The 17,574-nt window shown below is 69.3% G+C and carries 17 protein-coding genes and 1 pseudogene; 14 read left to right on the top strand and 4 right to left on the bottom strand.

The annotated features are described in order from the left end of the window. Positions 1-44: 44 nt before the first annotated feature. The 6 genes and pseudogenes from pdhA to CVV72_RS07350 all read left to right on the top strand — a co-directional run bounded on the left by pdhA (position 45) and on the right by CVV72_RS07350 (position 5,815). Complete coding sequence (pdhA, locus tag CVV72_RS07375; RefSeq protein WP_219151658.1) at positions 45-1,133, top strand: pyruvate dehydrogenase (acetyl-transferring) E1 component subunit alpha; 1,089 nt, start codon at positions 45-47, stop codon at positions 1,131-1,133. Further along, the gene (locus CVV72_RS07370) at positions 1,133-2,131 is read left to right on the top strand and encodes an alpha-ketoacid dehydrogenase subunit beta (protein ID WP_219151657.1); all 999 of its coding nucleotides are present in this window, start codon (positions 1,133-1,135) and stop codon (positions 2,129-2,131) included. Before pdhA ends, CVV72_RS07370 begins: the two co-directional genes overlap by 1 nt. Then, the gene (locus CVV72_RS07365; RefSeq protein WP_219151656.1) at positions 2,124-3,317 is read left to right on the top strand and encodes a dihydrolipoamide acetyltransferase family protein; all 1,194 of its coding nucleotides are present in this window, start codon (positions 2,124-2,126) and stop codon (positions 3,315-3,317) included. Before CVV72_RS07370 ends, CVV72_RS07365 begins: the two co-directional genes overlap by 8 nt. Before the next feature lie 81 nt (positions 3,318-3,398). Beyond that, positions 3,399-4,784, top strand: a pseudogene (locus CVV72_RS07360) (MFS transporter); the annotation flags it as partial. Next, entirely contained in the window at positions 4,693-4,971 is a 279-nt protein-coding gene (locus CVV72_RS07355; RefSeq protein ID WP_370641871.1) for a VOC family protein, read from the top strand. The pseudogene CVV72_RS07360 and the gene CVV72_RS07355, both read left to right, overlap by 92 nt. A 76-nt stretch (positions 4,972-5,047) precedes the next feature. Continuing rightward, the gene (locus tag CVV72_RS07350) at positions 5,048-5,815 is read left to right on the top strand and encodes a PE-PPE domain-containing protein (protein WP_255632567.1); all 768 of its coding nucleotides are present in this window, start codon (positions 5,048-5,050) and stop codon (positions 5,813-5,815) included. A gap of 96 nt (positions 5,816-5,911) precedes the next feature. Here the strand turns inward: CVV72_RS07350 and fusA are convergent, their stop codons facing one another. Then, positions 5,912-7,948, bottom strand: coding sequence for an elongation factor G (gene fusA, locus CVV72_RS07345; RefSeq protein WP_219151653.1), 2,037 nt, complete (start codon positions 7,946-7,948; stop codon positions 5,912-5,914). Positions 7,949-8,329: 381 nt separating this feature from the next. Between fusA and CVV72_RS07340 the strand changes: the two genes are divergently transcribed. The 3 genes from CVV72_RS07340 (at position 8,330) to CVV72_RS07330 (ending at position 11,572) form a co-directional block, all read left to right on the top strand. Further along, positions 8,330-9,349: a sigma-70 family RNA polymerase sigma factor gene (locus tag CVV72_RS07340; protein WP_219151652.1), complete on the top strand. Its 1,020-nt coding sequence runs from the start codon at positions 8,330-8,332 to the stop codon at positions 9,347-9,349. A 67-nt stretch (positions 9,350-9,416) separates the two neighbouring features. Further along, entirely contained in the window at positions 9,417-10,832 is a 1,416-nt protein-coding gene (locus CVV72_RS07335) for an MFS transporter (RefSeq protein ID WP_219151651.1), read from the top strand. After that, entirely contained in the window at positions 10,829-11,572 is a 744-nt protein-coding gene (locus CVV72_RS07330; protein ID WP_219151650.1) for an isocitrate lyase/phosphoenolpyruvate mutase family protein, read from the top strand. The genes CVV72_RS07335 and CVV72_RS07330 overlap by 4 nt, the downstream gene beginning before the upstream one ends. Positions 11,573-11,663: 91 nt before the next feature. On the opposite strand, the gene CVV72_RS07325 is transcribed toward CVV72_RS07330, so the two are convergent. Beyond that, complete coding sequence (locus CVV72_RS07325; RefSeq protein WP_219151649.1) at positions 11,664-12,800, bottom strand: serine hydrolase; 1,137 nt, start codon at positions 12,798-12,800, stop codon at positions 11,664-11,666. 211 nt (positions 12,801-13,011) lie between these two features. Between CVV72_RS07325 and CVV72_RS07320 the strand changes: the two genes are divergently transcribed. Further along, positions 13,012-13,506 carry a hypothetical protein gene (locus CVV72_RS07320; protein ID WP_219151648.1) on the top strand — a complete coding sequence of 165 codons (495 nt, stop codon included), beginning with the start codon at positions 13,012-13,014 and terminating at the stop codon, positions 13,504-13,506. Here the strand turns inward: CVV72_RS07320 and CVV72_RS07315 are convergent. Further along, a complete protein-coding gene (locus tag CVV72_RS07315; RefSeq protein ID WP_219151647.1) occupies positions 13,503-13,865 on the bottom strand; it encodes a hypothetical protein in 363 nt (120 codons plus the stop codon). The genes CVV72_RS07320 and CVV72_RS07315 overlap by 4 nt on opposite strands. Before the next feature lie 71 nt (positions 13,866-13,936). Between CVV72_RS07315 and CVV72_RS07310 the strand changes: the two genes are divergently transcribed. The 3 genes from CVV72_RS07310 to CVV72_RS07300 are packed head-to-tail and all read left to right on the top strand — an operon-like array spanning position 13,937 to position 15,755. Further along, positions 13,937-14,332 carry a GntR family transcriptional regulator gene (locus CVV72_RS07310; protein ID WP_126735097.1) on the top strand — a complete coding sequence of 132 codons (396 nt, stop codon included), beginning with the start codon at positions 13,937-13,939 and terminating at the stop codon, positions 14,330-14,332. Beyond that, positions 14,329-15,354: a DUF1648 domain-containing protein gene (locus tag CVV72_RS07305; protein WP_219151646.1), complete on the top strand. Its 1,026-nt coding sequence runs from the start codon at positions 14,329-14,331 to the stop codon at positions 15,352-15,354. Before CVV72_RS07310 ends, CVV72_RS07305 begins: the two co-directional genes overlap by 4 nt. A 50-nt stretch (positions 15,355-15,404) precedes the next feature. Continuing rightward, a complete protein-coding gene (locus CVV72_RS07300) occupies positions 15,405-15,755 on the top strand; it encodes a DUF5997 family protein (protein ID WP_219153856.1) in 351 nt (116 codons plus the stop codon). Positions 15,756-15,866: 111 nt separating this feature from the next. Here the strand turns inward: CVV72_RS07300 and CVV72_RS07295 are convergent, their stop codons facing one another. Continuing rightward, complete coding sequence (locus tag CVV72_RS07295; RefSeq protein WP_219151645.1) at positions 15,867-16,619, bottom strand: LysR family substrate-binding domain-containing protein; 753 nt, start codon at positions 16,617-16,619, stop codon at positions 15,867-15,869. Positions 16,620-16,860: 241 nt separating this feature from the next. Here CVV72_RS07295 and CVV72_RS07290 point away from each other — a divergent pair, with 241 nt between their 5' ends. Continuing rightward, positions 16,861-17,469, top strand: a complete 609-nt coding sequence (locus CVV72_RS07290) for an MmpS family transport accessory protein (RefSeq protein ID WP_219151644.1) — start codon at positions 16,861-16,863, stop codon at positions 17,467-17,469. Positions 17,470-17,574: the final 105 nt, after the last annotated feature.

Here is a 17,574-nt window from a genome sequence, read left to right as displayed (position 1 = left end):
CCACCATCTCAGCATCATATGTCTGCGAAAGGTGGTGCTGCGCCATGTCGCGGGAGACCCCTGCCGCCGCGTTGCTGCCGTCCGAAGTCCCGGTGCGCTTCCTCGCCGAGGACGGCACCCGCGTCGACGAGCACGACGGCTACTCGGCGCCTCCGTCCGAACGGCTCGTCGAGGCCTACCGGCTGATGGTGCTCGGCCGCCGGTTCGACGCACAGGCGACCGCGCTGACCAAACAGGGCCGGCTCGCGGTCTACCCGTCGAGTGCCGGCCAGGAGGCCTGCCAGGTCGCGAGCGCGCTGGCCCTCACCGACGCCGACTGGCTCTTCCCCACCTACCGCGACTCGGTGGCGCTCGTCGCCCGCGGGCTCGAACCGGGCGAGATCCTGACGCTGCTTCGCGGCGACGCGCACTGCGGCTACGACCCCGTCAAGACCCGTGTCGCTCCCCAGTGCACCCCGCTGGCGACGCAGACCCTCCACGCGGCCGGGCTCGCCCACGCGATGCAGCGGCGCGGCGAGGACAGCGTCGCGTTCGCGCTCATCGGTGACGGCGCCACCAGCGAGGGCGACTTCCACGAGGCGCTCAACTTCGCGGCCGTGTTCAAGGCTCCCGTGGTGTTCTTCGTGCAGAACAACGGGTTCGCGATCTCCGTGCCGTTCGAGAAGCAGAGCGCCGCCCCCGCATTGGCGTACAAGGGCGTCGGCTACGGCGTCCGCTCCGAGCAGGTCGACGGCAACGACGCCGTCGCGGTCCTTTCGGTGCTGGACGACGCCGTAGCGCACGCGCGGTCCGGTCGTGGACCGGTCCTGGTCGAAGCACACACCTACCGGATCGACGCGCACACGAACGCCGACGACGCCACTCGTTACCGCGACCAGGCCGAGGTCGAGAAATGGCGCGCGGCCGACCCGGTGCGCCGTCTCGAAACGTATCTGACCACCGAGAACCTGTTGTCCGACAACGACATCGAGCGATTCCGCGTCGAAGCGGAGACATTCGCCGCCGGGGTGCGCGACACGCTCAACGCCGATGTCGAGCCGGATCCGATGTCGCTGTTCGAGCACGTGTACGCCGTTCCGACCCGCCAACTGGCCGCCCAGCGCGCGCTGGTCGCCGCCGAACTGGAGGCCTGATGACCGAGATCTCGATGGCGCAGGCGCTCAACGCCGCTCTGCGCGACGCGGTCAAGGACGACGATCGCGTGCTCATCTTCGGCGAGGATGTCGGCCCGCTCGGCGGCGTGTTCCGGGTGACCGACGGCATCACCGCCGACTTCGGCGAGGACCGGTGTTTCGACACGCCACTGGCCGAGTCCGGCATCGTCGGCTTCGCGGTCGGGATGGCGATGGGCGGGTTCCGCCCGGTGGTCGAAATGCAGTTCGACGCCTTCGCCTACCCCGCCTTCGAACAGATCACCTCGCACGTCGCGAAACTCCGCAACCGCACCCGCGGCGCGCTGTCACTGCCGATGGTCATCCGCATCCCCTACGCGGGCGGAATCGGCGGTGTCGAGCACCACTGCGATTCGAGCGAGGCCTACTACACCCACACACCCGGCCTTCGCGTCGTCACGCCTGGCACCCCGCAGGACGCCTATGACCTCCTGCGCGACGCGATCGACTCACCGGATCCGGTGATCTTCCTCGAACCCAAATGCCGCTATTGGTCGAAGGAGCCCGTGTCCTTCACCCGGGACGGCGCGGCCATGGACCGCGCGGTCGTACGCCGCCAGGGCAAGGACGTCACGCTCATCGCGTACGGCCCGATGGTCGCCACCGCGCTGGAGACCGCGGAGGCCGCGACCGCCGAAGGCTGGGACGTCGAGGTCGTCGACCTCCGGTCGCTCAGCCCGTTCGACGACGAGACGGTGACCGCTTCGGTGCGCCGCACCGGACGCGCGGTCGTCGTCCACGAGGCCGCCGGGTTCGGCGGCTACGGCGCCGAGGTGGTCGCCAGGGTCACCGAGCAGTGCTTCCATCAGCTGCACGCGCCGGTCCTGCGGGTCACCGGCCTCGACATCCCTTACCCGCCACCGAAACTGGAGCGGCATCAGCTTCCGGACGTCGACCGGATCCTGGACACCGTGGCCCGGTTGCAGTGGAACGACGAACCGGTGGTGGCCGGTGCCTGACTTCCTGCTCCCGGACCTCGGTGAGGGGCTGACCGAAGGCACCATCGTCACCTGGCTCGTCGCGGAGGGCGACACGGTCGGGGTCGACCAGCCCGTCGTCGAAGTGGAGACCGCGAAGGCCGCGGTCGAGGTGCCGGTGCCGTTCGCCGGCGTCGTCACCCGCCTCCACGGCGAGCCCGGCCAGTCCCTGCCGGTCGGCGCTCCCCTGCTCACCATCGGACCCGGTTTCAGCGAGCCCGGCGTGACGACCGCGAGCGAGGGCAGCGGCAACGTCCTCATCGGCTACGGCACGACCACCACGACGAGGCGACGCCGGACGCGCACTGTCGTCGCTACTCCCGAAAAGCCGTCGAAAGCGCCCGGTGTGATCTCGCCGTTCGTCCGCAAGATGGCCGCGGACAACAAGATCGACCTGACGAAGCTGGCCGGTAGCGGCCCGGGCGGCATCATCCGGCGCGCCGACGTCGAAGCCGCGCTCACCGTCCCCGAGCAGAGGGACGGGGAAACGCGGATCCCGCTGACCGGCGTGCGCAAGGCGGTCGCCGACAAGCTGACGACTTCGCGCCGTCAGATCCCCGAAGCGACGGTCTGGGTCGACGTCGACGCGACCGGACTCGTCGCGGCGCGCAAGTCGCTCAACGCCTCGGCACCGGATCGCCCGGTGAGTCTTTTGGGCCTCGTCGCCCGGTTCGCCGTGGCGGGCTTGCGGAAGTACCCGGAGCTGAACTCGCGGGTCGAGGGCGACGAAATCGTCCAGCTGCGGGACATCAACCTCGGTTTCGCCGCGCAGACCGACCGCGGTCTCGTCGTTCCGGTGGTCCGCGACGCGGGCTCACTGTCCACAAGGGAGCTTTCGGCCGCGATCGGAGAGCGGACCACACAGGCCAGGGAAGGGAAACTCGGCCCGGCGGGCCTCACCGGCGGGACCTTCACGGTCAACAACTACGGCGTGTTCGGGGTCGACGGCTCGGCCGCGATCATCAATCACCCGGAAGCGGCGATCCTCGGCATCGGCCGGATCATCGACCGCGCCTGGGTGGTCGACGGCGCGCTCGTGGCACGCAAGATCTGCGAGCTGACCCTGGCGTTCGACCACCGGGTGTGCGACGGCGGAACGGCCGGCGGATTCCTGCGGTTCGTCGCCGACTGCGTCGAGTCTCCGGTCACCGTGCTCGGGGACCTCTGAGCGGGTCGCACAACCCGCGGTTGTGAACCGCCAACGACTCGTTGTTCGACTTCGAGGTCCCGGCTTGCTTGGATCTCGCGAGTGGGTGGGAGATCGCTGGGGCGACGGTTCGGCTGGCTTTGGGCGGCGTACGCGGCGAGCGCGTTCGGCACGAGGTTCGCGTTCGACGCGTTCAGCCTGATCGCCATCGTGGCGCTGGGCGCGGGCACCACGGAGGTTTCGCTGCTGGCGTCCGCCGGGCTCGTCGTGGGCGCCGTGGTCGCGCTGCCGCTCGGCCCCTGGGTCGAGTTCCGCCGCAAACGCCCGGTGATGATCGCGATGGATCTGATCCGGTGTGCGGCGCTGCTGACCGTCCCGGTGGCGTACGCGTTCGGGTTGCTCGGCTTCGGTCAGCTTCTCGCCGTGTCCGTCATCGTCGCGGCCGCCGACATCACGTTCCTGGCGGCCAGTGGGGCGTTCCTGAAAACCCTGCTGCCGCCGGAAGATCTGCTGGTCGCGAACGCCCGGTTCGAATCGACGACCTGGACGGCGACCGTGCTCGGACCGCCGCTCGGCGGTTTCGCCGTCGGCCTCTTCGGGCCGGTGATCACGATCGCCGCCGACGCGGTCAGCTATCTGCTCTCGGCGCTCGGGGTCCGCGCGGTCGGTGGTTCGGAGCCGCTACCCTCGAAACGGGAGGGCCCGCGGCTGACCGGCCGCGACCTGCGGGAAGGCTGGCGGTTCATCCTCACCCACCCGTTGCTGCGCCCGCTGTTCGTCAACACGATCGTGGTCAACGGCTTGATCATGGCGACCGCGCCGCTGATGGCCGTCCTGATGCTCGGGCAGCTCGGCTTCGCTCCGTGGGAGTACGCGGTCGCCTTCGCCGTGCCGTGTCTCGGCGGGTTGATCGGAGCGAGGCTCTCCCGGACCGTGGTCGCCCGGTACGGCCGGGACAGGGTCCTCTTCGTCGCCGGTTGGTTGCGCGTCTGCTGGCCCGTCGGGCTGGTCTTCATCCAGCCCGGTGTTCCCGGGTTGATCCTGGTCATCGTCGTCGAGTTCTGCCTGATCACCTGCATCGGCGTGTTCAACCCCGTGCTCGCCACCAGCAGGCTCGAACAGGTTCCCCTCGACCGCGCGGCGCGCACGCTGTCGGCCTGGTCGATCGCAGGCAAGCTCACCACCGCCTCGCTGACCGCGCTGTGGGGCCTGCTCGCGGCGTTCACCGGACCGCGCGCGGCGGTCGGCATCGCCGGAGCGCTCATGCTCGCGACCCCGCTCCTGCTCCCCCGAAACCGTCGGAGGGCTGTGCCAGTATCGGCGCATGGCGATCAAGAGAGTGGTAGCCGACCTCGAGACCAAGTCCCTTGAGCAGGCGAGAACCTTCTACGAGCGGGTGCTCGGTTTCGAAGTGGTGATGGATCACGGCTGGATCGTGACCTTGGCCGATCCGGATCGGCCGGAGGTGCAGCTGAGCCTCATGACCCACGACGAGACGGCACCCGTCGTCCCCGCCGTCTCGATCCAGGTGGACGACGTCGACGCGGCGTACGAGGAAGCGAAGGCGTCCGGCGCCGAGATCGTGCACGAACTGACCGACGAACCGTGGGGCGTCCGGCGGTTCTTCGTCCGTGATCCCGGTGGTCACGTGGTCAACGTGCTCGCGCACCGCTGAGGGGGTTTCATCGAAATTTCATGACCCGTCCCTAGCGTTCGAACACGCACCGTAGTCGAACGAAAGGGACGTGAATGTGAAGAAGCTCAGGGGGGTCCTGGCGGCGGCCGCGCTGGCCGCCGGCCTGATCGGCGTCACGGCGCCGGCTGCCCAGGCCGACCAGGCGCGCTACTACATCCTCATCGGCGGCACCTGCGACGGGGCCGCGACCGTCTACAACGACGCCTGGTTGCGGGGCGGGATCAAGAAGGTGGTCCACTACCCGGCGGGGGCCGCCGGAGCACCGAACTGCGACCAGACACCGATGGACCAGAGCGTCGCGCGCGGGCACGAAGAAGCCCGTCGTGTCGCCCAAAGCTCGTTCGACGAAAACCCCGGCGCGGAATTCATCGTCGTCGGCTACTCGCAGGGCGCACTGGTCGCGAACCTGGTGCTGAACGACATCGCCGACGGGAAGCTGGCGGTGGACAAGTCCCGGTTCAGGGCGAAGATCTTCGCCGACCCGATGCAGCCCGTCGGTCCGCCGGGACGCGGGATCAGCGCGGTGCTCCCGCCGGGCACCGGGGCGCCGTCGCCGTTCGGCGGCTACGTGTCCTTCGGTCCCGGCCGCACCGATTTCGGCGGTATCCCGTACATCCGCTACTGCATCGAAACCGACGGTGTCTGCCACTTCGACACCCTCGAAGCGCCGGGCGGGTACTTCGCCCAGCACCTGTGTTACCAGTGGGCCCGTCCCACGGATCACCGCTCGATCATGGAGGACACGATCGCGGACGGCGTGTACACCAACGGATCGCACGCGTTGCCGCGGCAGAACTGCCGTCCGCCGTGGCCGGTGGCGTGACGGGCTGAAGACGGCTGGCGCCCGGCGCCCGATCGCCGGGTGACAGCGGTTCGGGCGATGGCCCGCCCACAGTGTCGTGGGCGGGCCATCGTCGAGCTAGCGGGCCGATTCCACCGGCGCCGGGGCGTGGCCGGTCGGCCGGGCCGTGAACGTGCCCCGGCCCTGGGTCCGGCTGCGCAGTCGCGTCGCGTAGCCGAACAGTTCGGCCAGCGGCACGGTCGCGGTGACCACGGTCGTTCCCGCGCGCGACGACGATCCCAGCACCCGGCCTCGCCGCGCGGCGAGGTCACCGAGCACCACGCCGACGGCGCTTTCGGGCACGGTGACGGTCACTTCGGCGACCGGCTCCAGCAGTGTGATCGTGCCGGCGGCCAAGGCCGCCCGGAGCGCGAACCGCCCGGCCGTCCGGAACGCCATCTCCGACGAGTCCTTCACATGGGTGGCCCCGTCGGTCAGCGTGACCCGCACACCGGTCACCGGATGCCCGCCGAGCGGACCTTCCGCCAGCGCGTCACGGCAACCGGCTTCGACGGCGCGGACGTATTCCCGCGGCACCCGGCCACCGACCACAGTGGACTCGAACTCGAATTCCCCTTCCTCCCAAGGTTCCGTGTCGATGACGACGTGGGCGAATTGCCCGGCGCCGCCGTCCTGCTTGACATGCCGGTAGACGAAACCGGACACGCCGCGGGCCACTGTCTCGCGGTAGGCGACGCGCGGCCGCCCGACGCCGACGTCGAGCCCGTGGTCGCGCCGGATCTTCTCCACCGCCACCTCCAGATGCAGCTCGCCCATTCCCGAAAGCAGGGTCTGACCGGTCTCCCGATCGGTCCGGAGTACGAGCGACGGATCCTCCTCGACCAGCCGCGCCAGCGCGGTCGTCAGCCGCTCGGTGTCGGTTCCCGTTCGCGCCTCGACAGCCACCGACACCACCGGATCGGCCACGACGGGCGGCTCGAGCAGGAGCGGCTCCGACGGCGTGCACAGCGTCGCGCCGGCCCTCGCCGTCTTCAGCCCGACCACCGCGACGATGTCACCCGCGACGGCACTGTCCACCCTGGTGTGCCGGTCCGCCTGGACCCGCAGGATGCGGCCGACGCGCTCGATACGACCGCTGCCCACGTCCATCACCGCCTCCGAGGTCCGGATCGTGCCCGAGTAGACCCGCAGGTACGTCAACCGCCCGGTGGCGGTCGAGGTCACCTTGAACACCAGTGCCGCGAACGGCGCCGAGGGATCGGCGGGTCGTTCGCGGGGCGTTCCTTCGTACTCGCCCCGGACCGGCGGGACGTCCGACGGAGAGGGCAGATACGCCACCACGGCGTCCAGCAACGGCTCCACACCGCGGTTGCGGTAGGCCGAACCGCACAGCACCACGACGCCTTCCCCGGTGCGGGTCAGTTCGCGCAGCGCCGAGGTCAGCGTCTCCGTCGAAACCGCCGAAGACTCGCAGAACTCGTCCAGCGCGGCCGGATGGAGTTCCGCGACGGTCTCTTCGAGCACACGGCGACGCCGGTTCGCTTCGTCCACAAGGGACTCCGGAACCGGTCCCTCCTCGGCCCTCTCGGTGCCGTCGGCCCAGACGAGCGACCGCATCCGCAGCAGGTCGACGACACCCGTGAAACCTTCTTCCGCCCCGATCGGCAGCTGGACCACCAGCGGACGAGGATGCAGCCGCTCCCGGATGGACTCCACGGCCGCGTCCAGGTCGGCGCCCGCGCGGTCGAGTTTGTTGACGAACGCGATCCGCGGTACCCCGTGCCGGTCGGCCTGGCGCCACACCGATTCGCTCTGCGGTTCGACCCCGGCGACGCCGTCGAACACCGCGATCGCGCCGTCGAGGACCCGGAGCGACCGTTCGACCTCGTCGGAGAAGTCGACGTGGCCGGGGGTGTCGATCAGGTTGACCGGATGACCGTCCCACGAACAACTGACCGCGGCGGCGAAGATGGTGATACCACGGTCTCGCTCCTGGGAATCGAAGTCGGTCACGGTCGTGCCGTCATGGACCTCACCGCGTTTGTAGGTGGTGCCCGTGACGTACAGGATTCGTTCGGTGAGGGTGGTCTTGCCCGCGTCGACATGGGCGAGGATGCCCAGATTGCGGACGGCGGACAGGGGGACGGTGCGCATGGCGCGGGCCTTTCGCAAGTGATCTCCGGAGCTCGGACGGCGCGATTCGGGCGAACGCGGACAGGCGCCCTCGCCGTCGCGAGGCGACGGGAAGGAGGGCGCGAGGGCGTCAGGCGTTCGTCAACGGGCCGGTGCTAGCCGCGCGGCAGGCACCGGACGCGCGGAGACACGAGGATCACCTCGTAGCGGGCCGAGGGGACGACGACGGCGTGGTGATGACGCACTGTCCTGTCCTTCCTCGCCGGGATGATTCGCGGGGAGTGTAGCCACCGGGCACGCGGGCCGGGAACCGATTTTCCGCGGAATCGGCGGGAACCGACCAGTTTCCGGTGACGGCGGTGTCCATCCTTTCGAGGGACACCACAGGAGAAAGGAACGGGTATGGGGGCGGACGAGCTGCTGAGTTCGGCGAAGACCGGTGACGGCGAGGCGTTCCGTGATCTCGTCGCGCCGTACCGCCGCGAGCTGCAGGTGCACTGCTACCGCATCCTGGGCTCCGTACAGGACGCCGAGGATCTGCTGCAGGAGACGTTGCTGGCCGCGTGGCGCGGGATCGACGCGTACGAAGAACGCGCGTCCGTGCGGACCTGGCTGTACCGGATCGCGACCAACCGCTGCCTCAACGCGCTGCGCGCGGGCGACCGCCGGCCGCACGACCACGCGGCCTACCGACCGGAGGTCCCGTTGCCCGAGCCGTCGCGCCGCCGCCCGGAGCCCAGCTGGCTGGAGCCCTTCCCCGACGTCCTGCTCGACGGGATCGCCGACCGGATGCCCGGCCCGGAGGCGCGTTACGAGACCAGGGAGTCGATCTCGCTCGCGTTCCTGGCGGCGCTCCAGCAACTTCCGCCGCGACAACGGGCCGTCTTGGTGCTGCGGGACGTCCTCGGGTTCCGTGCCGCCGAGGTGGCGGGGATCCTCGACACCACGGAGAACGCCGTGACCAGCGCGCTCAACCGGGCGCGTTCGGCGATGGCCAAGGAAATGCCGGACGGCGGCCGCGAGAACGCTCCCCTGCCGGATTCGCCTCGGGAACGCCGGATCGTCGACGAGTTCACCCGAGCCTTCGAGACCGGCGACGTCGAGGCCATCGTGGCGCTGCTGACCGACGACGCGTGGCTCACGATGCCCCCGCTTCCGTGGGAGTACCAGGGCCCCGACGCCGTCGGGCACTTCCTGGCCACCGTCGCGCTCTGCGACGGCCGCCGGTACTCGCTGATCCCGACCCGCGCGAACGGCCAACCCGCGTTCGGCTGCTACCTCCGTGATCCGAGGACCCCGATCGGGCACGCGCACGGGGTGCTCGTGCTGGAACTGGCCGGTGACCGGATCACCGCGGTGACCCGCTTCCTCGACAACTCACTGCTCGGCGCGTTCGGCCTCCCCCGCTCGCTGCGCGGCTGATCCTCCGCTCTTCCGCGACCACGCCCGCCGGGCGTGTGTCCCGTCATGCCCGAAACAAGGAGAAACCTTGACTCCCAAACAGGCGTGGGTTCTGGGCCTCGCCTCGTCGGCGTCGTTCATGATGGCGCTGGACAGTCAGATCGTGACGACGGCGCTGGGCACGATCCGCCGGGATCTGTCCGCGCCGATCGAGCAGCTCGAATGGACCGTCAACGCCTACAACCTCAGCTTCGCCGTCTTGCTGCTCACCGGAGCGGCGCTCGGCGACCGGTTCGGCCGCCGCCGGATGTTCGTCACCGGCCTCGCGGTGTTCACCCTCGCCTCGGTGGGCTGCGCGGTGTCCACCGACATCGGCACGCTGATCGTCGCGCGGACCGCGCAGGGCGTCGGTGCCGCGATGGTGCTGCCGCTGTCGCTCACCCTGATCAGCGCGATCTTCCCGCCCGAACAGCGCGGCAAGGCGATGGGGCTCTATCTGGGACTCACCGGGCTGGCGACGTTCAGCGGCCCGTTCATCGGCGGTGCCATCGCCGAAGGGCTGGCCTGGCAGGGGATCTTCTGGCTCAACCTGCCGGTCGGCGTCGTCGCCGTCCTGCTCACGCTCCGGCGCGTCGACGAAAGCACCGGTCCGACCACGCGGTTCGACCTGGGCGGCGTCGTCCTGGTGACGCTGGGATCGCTGGGCATCGTCTGGGGCCTGGTCCGGGGAAACCTCGCGGGCTGGGACAGTGCCGAGGTCCTGGGCTCGCTGGCACTCGGCGTCGTGCTGGTGGTCGCGTTCGTGTTCTGGGAAAGGCACAGCGAAGCGCCGATGCTGCCGATGCGGTTCTTCCGGCTGAGAGCCTTCTCCACGGCCAACGCGGCGAACTTCTGTGTCTTCGCTTCGCTGTACGGCACGTTGTTCTTCCTGCCGCAGTACTTCCAGACAGCGCAAGGACTCGGGCCGTTCGAGGCGGGACTGCGCATGATGCCGTGGACCGCGACCCTGATGATCTGCGCGCCCATCGCGGGCAAACTGGCCGACAAGTACAGCGCGCGCACGTTCGTCGCCGCCGGGCTGCTACTCCAGACCGCCGGCATGAGCTGGATCGCCCTGGCCGCCGCACCCGGCACGAGCTACGCCACCCTGCTGCCGGGGTTGATCGTCAGCGGTGTCGGCCTCACTTCGGCCATGCCCGCCGCGCAGCGTTCGGTCGTCGGGGCCGTCCGGCCGCCCGAGATCGGGCAGGCGTCGGGCGCGTTCATGATGTTGCGGATCTTCGGCGGGGTGTTCGGCGTCGCGGTGACGGTCGCCGTCTTCGCGGGCGCCGGAGCTCATGGGTCGCCGGAGGAATTCGGCGACGGTTTCACCGCGGCGATGGGCACCGTCGTCGCGTTCGCCTTCGCGGGCATGCTGGTCGCCCTGGGGATACCGGGCACGCGACCGGCCGGAACACCGCGGGCACCCGCCCTGTCCGGTACCGATCGAGGAGGAAACCGATGACCGGCCTGAACACTCGCGCCGAAACGCTCCGTGCCCTGCACAGCGGGGAAATGCTCGTCCTGCCGAACGTCTGGGACGCGGCGAGCGCCGAAGTCGTGGCGGAGGCGGGATTCCCCGCGATCGCCACCGCCAGTGCCGCCGTGTCGGCGATGCTCGGCTACCCCGACGGCGAAGGCGCGCCGTGGCGGGAGATGTTCGCGGCGGCGAGCCGGGTCGCCCGCGCGGTGTCGTTGCCGGTCACCGTGGACACGGAAGCCGGTTATGGCCTGGGGCCGCGGGAATTCGTGGACCGGCTGCTGGAGAGCGGCGCCGTCGGCTGCAACCTGGAGGACACCGATCACCGGACCGGCAAGCTGGTCGACGCCAACGAGCACGCCCAACGGCTCGCGGACATCCGCTCGGCCGCGACCGAGGCGGGCGTCCCGATCGTCGTCAACGCCCGGGTGGACACGTTCCTGGGCGACCGCGGGATCCCCGCGCCGGAAAGGCTTGCCGAGGCCGTCCGGCGGGGCCGGCTCTACCGGGAGGCCGGCGCCGATTGCGTGTATCCGATCGGCGTGCGACGCCGCGCCGACCTGGCCGCGCTCGTCACCGACCTCGCGTGCCCGGTGAACGGGAACGTCGGCGAGGAACTGGATCTGACCGCGCTCCGGGAACTCGGCGTGGCACGGGTGTCGTACGGCCCGCGCTTCTATTTCGCGGCTCTGGAGGGTTTCCGGGCGGCCATCGAAAAGCTGTAGACCTGAAGCCCGCTGAGGACTCGGAGCGGGGGGGTCGTGAGTGATAAAGAGCGTTAGAACGACACTTGTCACTCACGACCACCTGCACCCGTCACTTGCAGAACGCGGTGTCCACAGTGGCCATGACCGCCTTGGCGTCCTTGTCCCCGTCGCCGAAGGTGCCCGGCATGGCGGTCACCGCGAGCGCGACCGTGCGGCCGTCTTCCGTGGCGCCACCGCGGGTTTCGAAGCCGTGGATGTCCCCGCCGTGTCCCCAGTACACACCGCCGCAGCTGAGCGGATTGCTCATCAGGCCCAGGCCGTACTTCGTGCCGGGGAAGAGGGGCGCGTCAACCGTCTTCCGCATTTCGGCCAGCTGCGCGGCGGGAAGCAGCCTGCCTTCGAGCAACACCTTGAAGAACTTGCCGAGGTCACTGGGTGTCGAGATCAGCTGGCCTGCCGCGCCGCCCCACGACGGATCGAGCTCCGTCACGTCGATCACCTTTCCGGTGGCGGCGTTGCCGATGGCGTACCCCTGCGGATGCCGTCCCTGGATGGTCTGGTCGCCGACCTGCGGCCAGTAGGTGTGCTTCAGGCCCGCCTTCTTGATCACGCGTTCGGTGATCTGCTCCTGGATCGGACGTCCGGTCACCTTCTCGATCAGCATGCCCGCCAGCAGATAACCGGTGTTGCTGTACTCCCATTTGGTACCGGGCGCGAACTTCGCCGGGTGACTCAAGGCCGCCGCGAGCAGTTCGTGGTTCGGGACGTACCGGTGCCGCACCTGCTCGAAGTTCTCCAGCCCGAGGTACTCGGTGTAGTTCGGCAGCCCGCTGGTGTGCTGCAGCAGCTGCCGGACGGTGATCTTGGTGGCGTCGATGCCCTCACCGCGCACGATGCCGGGAAGGTACTTCTCGATCGGCGCGTCCAGCTCCACCTTGCCCTCGGCCACCAGCTGCAGGACCGCCACCGCCGTGAACGTCTTGGTGTTGCTGCCCGCCCGGACCGTGCCGTCCCGGGGAACGGGCACCTGACGATCGATTCGCGAGGACCCCGCGACCAGCGACGACGCACGCCTTCCGTCTGCCACATAGGCGAGCGCGGCCGGGAACTTCTCCTGACGCACCAACGAGTCCAGCCCCTTCTGCAGGTCGGCTCCCTTGGCCGGGGCCGCGTCCGCCGCCGTGGTCCACGCGGCGCCCATCAGGCCCGCCACCGTCAAGACCACGACACCCTTGCGTACCGTCATGCGCACTCCTTGCTCGAACGGATCGACACCTACGACTCTGGCCGGATCGGGCGCGAAGATCAGGAGTGCTGACTGCCGAATCAGGGGTAGCGCTGGCACCACCTCCGAAAATTTTCGGACCGGAATTCGTCCCACCATTGTCCGCGCGGGTCGCGGCTGACTAAGGTCAGTTCGGAAAGTGGACTAGACCACCCGAGGCCGGGAGGCGACGATGCCCCTCGACGAACAGCAGACCTGGGCAATGCTGCGAGAGCTGGACGAACCCGGCCACTGGGAGGTGCCGCACGACTTCGACGGACCGGCCGAACGCGCCCGGTTCGAGCGGCTGGCCGAACGGCTCGACCGCCGCTTCGGCTGCACCTGCGAAGTCGACCGCCACGTCCAGGACGCCAGCCACCTCGGCAGGATCGTGATCCCGGCGAGCGCGACCTCCGCGGGCGACCAGGTGACCGTCACGGTCAGCAACTTCGGCGGCCTCGTCGCGGTGACACTGGGGAATCCGGGCAGCTACGACGAAGACGAGGAACGGGAGTTCTTCCCGGCATCGGTCCGAAGACAGGTCGAAGACGAGCTGGAAGCGCTCGGCTACCTGCCCGTCCCCGAACATCCGTTGTGGACCAGGTACACCGGGATCAGCGGGTTCGACACCCTCTATCCCCCGGACCGGCCGCCTTCGTGGTGGGACCGGTTCTTCGACTACCTCTAGGCGTTGCTCGGCGCGAGCACGCCGGCGAGTTCCGCCGCGTCCGGCACGCTGACCAGTACCTCGTCGAACGGGAGCCCGGCGACCCCGCGATCGATCTCGATCCGCAGCCCCGGCACACCCCTGCGGACCGACACCAACTGGCGGGTCCCCGTACCCAACCCCCAGTAACCCACCTTCAGCACCCCGCTGATCAGCGCCCCGGCCCGTCCCCCGCGCGTCCGCCGCAAGGGCGCGTCGACATGCTCGACGACCTTGATCGCCGCCCGCGGCACGACCACTTCGTCGCGCCACACGGCCAGCCGCTCCCAGCCCGAAAACCCGACCCGCACTCCACCCTCGGTGATGTCCATCGTCGCCATCGCGATCGCCTTCCCTCCAGAGCTACCTGATGTAGTTGTTATAGCAACTGTATAGCAGATATCCTTGCGAGGTGTTGCTGACTCTCGACCTCGACAGCGAGGTTCCGATCTACCAGCAGATCCGCGACCGGATCGTCGAAGCCGTCGCCGACGGCGTGCTGGCCGAGGGCAGCGCCCTGCCCTCCACCCGGCAACTCGGCGCCGATCTCGGGATCAACTTCCACACCGTCAACAAGGCCTATGACCTGCTGCGGACGCAGGGCTTCATCCGGATCAACCGCAAGACCGGTGCGGTCGTCCGGCGGGACGCGTCCTCCGGTCCGGCGGAAGACGGCTACGCGGACGAGTGGCAGGAGCGCCTGCGCACTTTGCTGGCCGAAGCCGTCGCCCTGGGCCTGGGCCCGCGCGAAGTGACCAGCCGGTGCGAGTCCGTGTTGGACTCCTTCGCCGTGAGCGCCCGCCGATGACCGGACCGCTCTGGCTGAACCTGGCCCTGATCGCGTTCACCGCGGCCACCTTCGTCTCGGCACCCGCGCTGGCGCGGCCGACCCTTCCCTTCGGCGTCCGGGTCCCGGCACGGCGCACCGGAGAGGCCGTCATCCTCCGCGCGCGGCGTCGCTACAACCAAGGAATCGCGGCAGGCGCGGTCGTCGCCTGCGCCGTCGTTCTCCTCGACCGGCTCGACCCCGAGGTCGTCCTGGTCGGCCTCGTCGCGACCTATTCGCTGCTCGGCGGCCTGGCCAGTCGCTCGATCGCCTCCGCGAAACGCCGGGAGGGCTGGTACGCCGGGACCCGGCAGGCGGTCACCGCCGACACCTCCCTGCGCTCCGACCCGGTCCGTCCACAGTGGATTCTGCTGGCGCCGGCGGTGCTGCTGACCGTCGTCACGGCGACGATCGGCCTGGCCGTGGGCACGGCGAACTTCTCGACGGTCCTCACGCAGATCCTAGTCGTCGTGCTGATCCCGCCCCTGACCATCGCGATTTCCCGGGCCCGGCCCGAGCTCGACGCCGCACAGCCGTCTGCGTCGGCTTCGCGGTACAGGGAATACCTGCACGGGGTGCTCAGCCTGCTGCTGATCTCCGCGGGTTGCGTCACCGCGACCATGCTCGTCGTTTCGCTCCAGCTGTGGGAGGTCGTCGAGACGACGGTGCCGACGACGGTCGTGGGCTATCTTCCCCTCCTCGCCGCCTTCATCGCGTGGATCGTCTTCTCCGTCCGGGCAGGCGATGCCGGACACCGGTTGTCACCGACCGGCGACGAACCGGAGACCCGATACGAACAACGCGACGACGACCGCTACTGGCACGCCGCCGGGATGGTCTACCTGAACCGGAACGACCCCGCGCTCCTGGTACACCGGCGGGTCGGGACGTACTGGACGCTCAACCTCGGGCATCCGATCGCCTGGGTCGTCCTCGCCGCGGTCGCCGTGGCCGGAGTGCTCGCCGGGCTCGGCATCGTCACGCTGCCCGAGAAGGGCGCCTGATCACAGGGCGTTACCCTGAGGCAATGACGTCGCAGAAAACCCCTCAAACGATGAAGCCCGCGACAGCGGCGAAGAAGCTGGGTGTGTACCTCGAGGCCACCCCGGCGGAGTTCCAGGAGGGTGTCGTCTCCCGCGACGAACTGAACGCGCTGCAGGCCGAGCCGCCCGAGTGGCTGCGGGAACTGCGCCGCAACGGGCCGCACCCGCGTCCGGTCATCGCGGCGAAGCTGGGCGTCTCCATCAGCGGTCTGGCGCGCGGGGGGATCACGGGCACCCTCACCACCGAGGAGATCGACGCGATCAAGAACGAGAATCCCGACTGGCTGAAGCGGGAGCGCGAGACGCTGGCCGAGGTCCGCAAGGAGGAGGCGCGCCTCAAGGCCGCCCGCGGCGAAAGCTGACCGCGACGACAGTGCTTGCCGCGCCGGAGGCGTGGCGAAAGCCACTTTCGCAACGTTGAGGGTTGCGAAAGTGGCTTTCGCAACCCTGCCCGAGAGCCTGACCGTGCGCGGCTAACCGCGACGACGGGGCTTGCCGCGTTTCCCGCCTTGAGGAGCGCGGCGATTCCCGGCCTGCGGCTTCCGGCCGGCGGCCTGCGGGCGTTTGCCCTTCACCGGAGTCTTCTTCTCGGGCGGCTGCTTTTCCGGAGCCTGCTGCCGCCCGCGCGTGCTGTTCACCGTGCGGCCGCGCACGATCCCGATGAACTGCTCCATCAGGTCGGAGGTCTCTTCGTCCGGCCAGGACAACGCGACCCCGGATTCGGGCGGGCCGGAAATCGGGCGGTAGGTCAGGTCACGCCGGTGGTACAGCCGCGCGAGTGACTGCGGGACGACCAGGAGCCCGACACCTGCGGCGACCAGTTCGATGGCGTCCGCCGTGGTGGCGGGGCGCTCCAGCGCGGGTTTCCCCGGTGGCGCGTCCCAGTCCAGCGTGTCGTCGAGCGGGTGCAGCACGATTTCGTCGGCGATGTCGTCGACGGTGACCTCGTCCGCGGCGGCGACCAGGTGGTCCTTGGGCACGATCACGACGGTCGTCTCGGTGTAGAGCGGGATCGCGTGCAGCCCCTCGCGATCGATGGGAAGCCTCAGCAGGACGGCGTCCACCTCGCGCTCCCGGACCAGCGCGGCGGCCTCGGCCGCGGTCGTCTGGACGAGTTCTAGGGGGACGTCGGGCGACCGCTCGTTCCAGATCCGGACCCACTTCGAGGGCGTGACGCCGGGGACGTACGCGAGCTTGAAGGAGGTGGGTGTGTCCGGGCCGGTCATGAGCCCAAGGTTACCGGGAGTATCGACGGAGGGCTCCAGGGCCGGCGATGACTACCTTCGCGGCACCCTGTCCCAGGACGCGGCCGCGGGAGCGCGATGCTCGACCACGGTCTCTTAGGGTCTTTCGACCTGTTTTCGGAGCTCGAGGTAACGGGGGCCGCGGACGGCTCGACTCGTGGTGCAGGGCGTCCACGGGGACGCTGGAACGAAATGAGCGATTCCCATGAGCCTTCCTCCCACGATGCCGCCCGTTCCGGAATCTCCGAAGAAGCGGAAGAAATGGCCTTGGATCACCGGCGCCGTCGTCACGGTCCTGTTGATCATCGCGATCGCCGATGGCGGCAAGACCGATGACCCCGGGCGCGCTGCGATCAGTGGTTCGACCTTGACCAGCCCACCCATCGTGACCACCTCGGATCCCGCTGTCGCGGCATCGGTGAGCTCCGCGGCCGAAGCGGCCCGCGAGTCCGTCTCACGGTCGTTCGCCGAGTCGGCCAGCCGCTCGTCCGAAGTGGAACGGAAGTCCTCCGAAGCCGCGATCGCGCAGCGAAAAGCGGACGAAGAAGAGGCGAGCAAAGCCCGGAAGATCACTTACAGCGTGACCACCACGGGATCGGGCATCTCGTCCGTCACTTACCTGAAGCCAGGCTTCAACATTTCCCAGGAAACGAACGTCAGAGGCAAGAAGTGGTCCACGACCATCGAGTCCGACGAATCGGCTCTTGGCATCAACATGAACGCACAGAACGCGGGCGGAGGCACCATCACCTGCCGGATCAGCAGGGGTGATGGCACGACTATCGCCGAGAACAGTAGCTCCGGTGCTTACGCCGTGGTGAGCTGCGGCTGATCACCGGCTCCGCAGCCGAGCCGGTGTCCCCAATGTCGCATCAGGGACACTGAGCGTCTCGAATGCGACATTGGGAACCCGGCGCACCCGCCGGCACGAGCCCGG

Source organism: Amycolatopsis sp. TNS106, from assembly GCF_019330265.1.
Classification (GTDB): Bacteria; Actinomycetota; Actinomycetes; order Mycobacteriales; family Pseudonocardiaceae; genus Amycolatopsis; species Amycolatopsis lurida.
The sequence above is the reverse complement of the archived record's forward strand: the minus strand, read 5'-3'. Positions and strand labels throughout refer to the sequence as shown.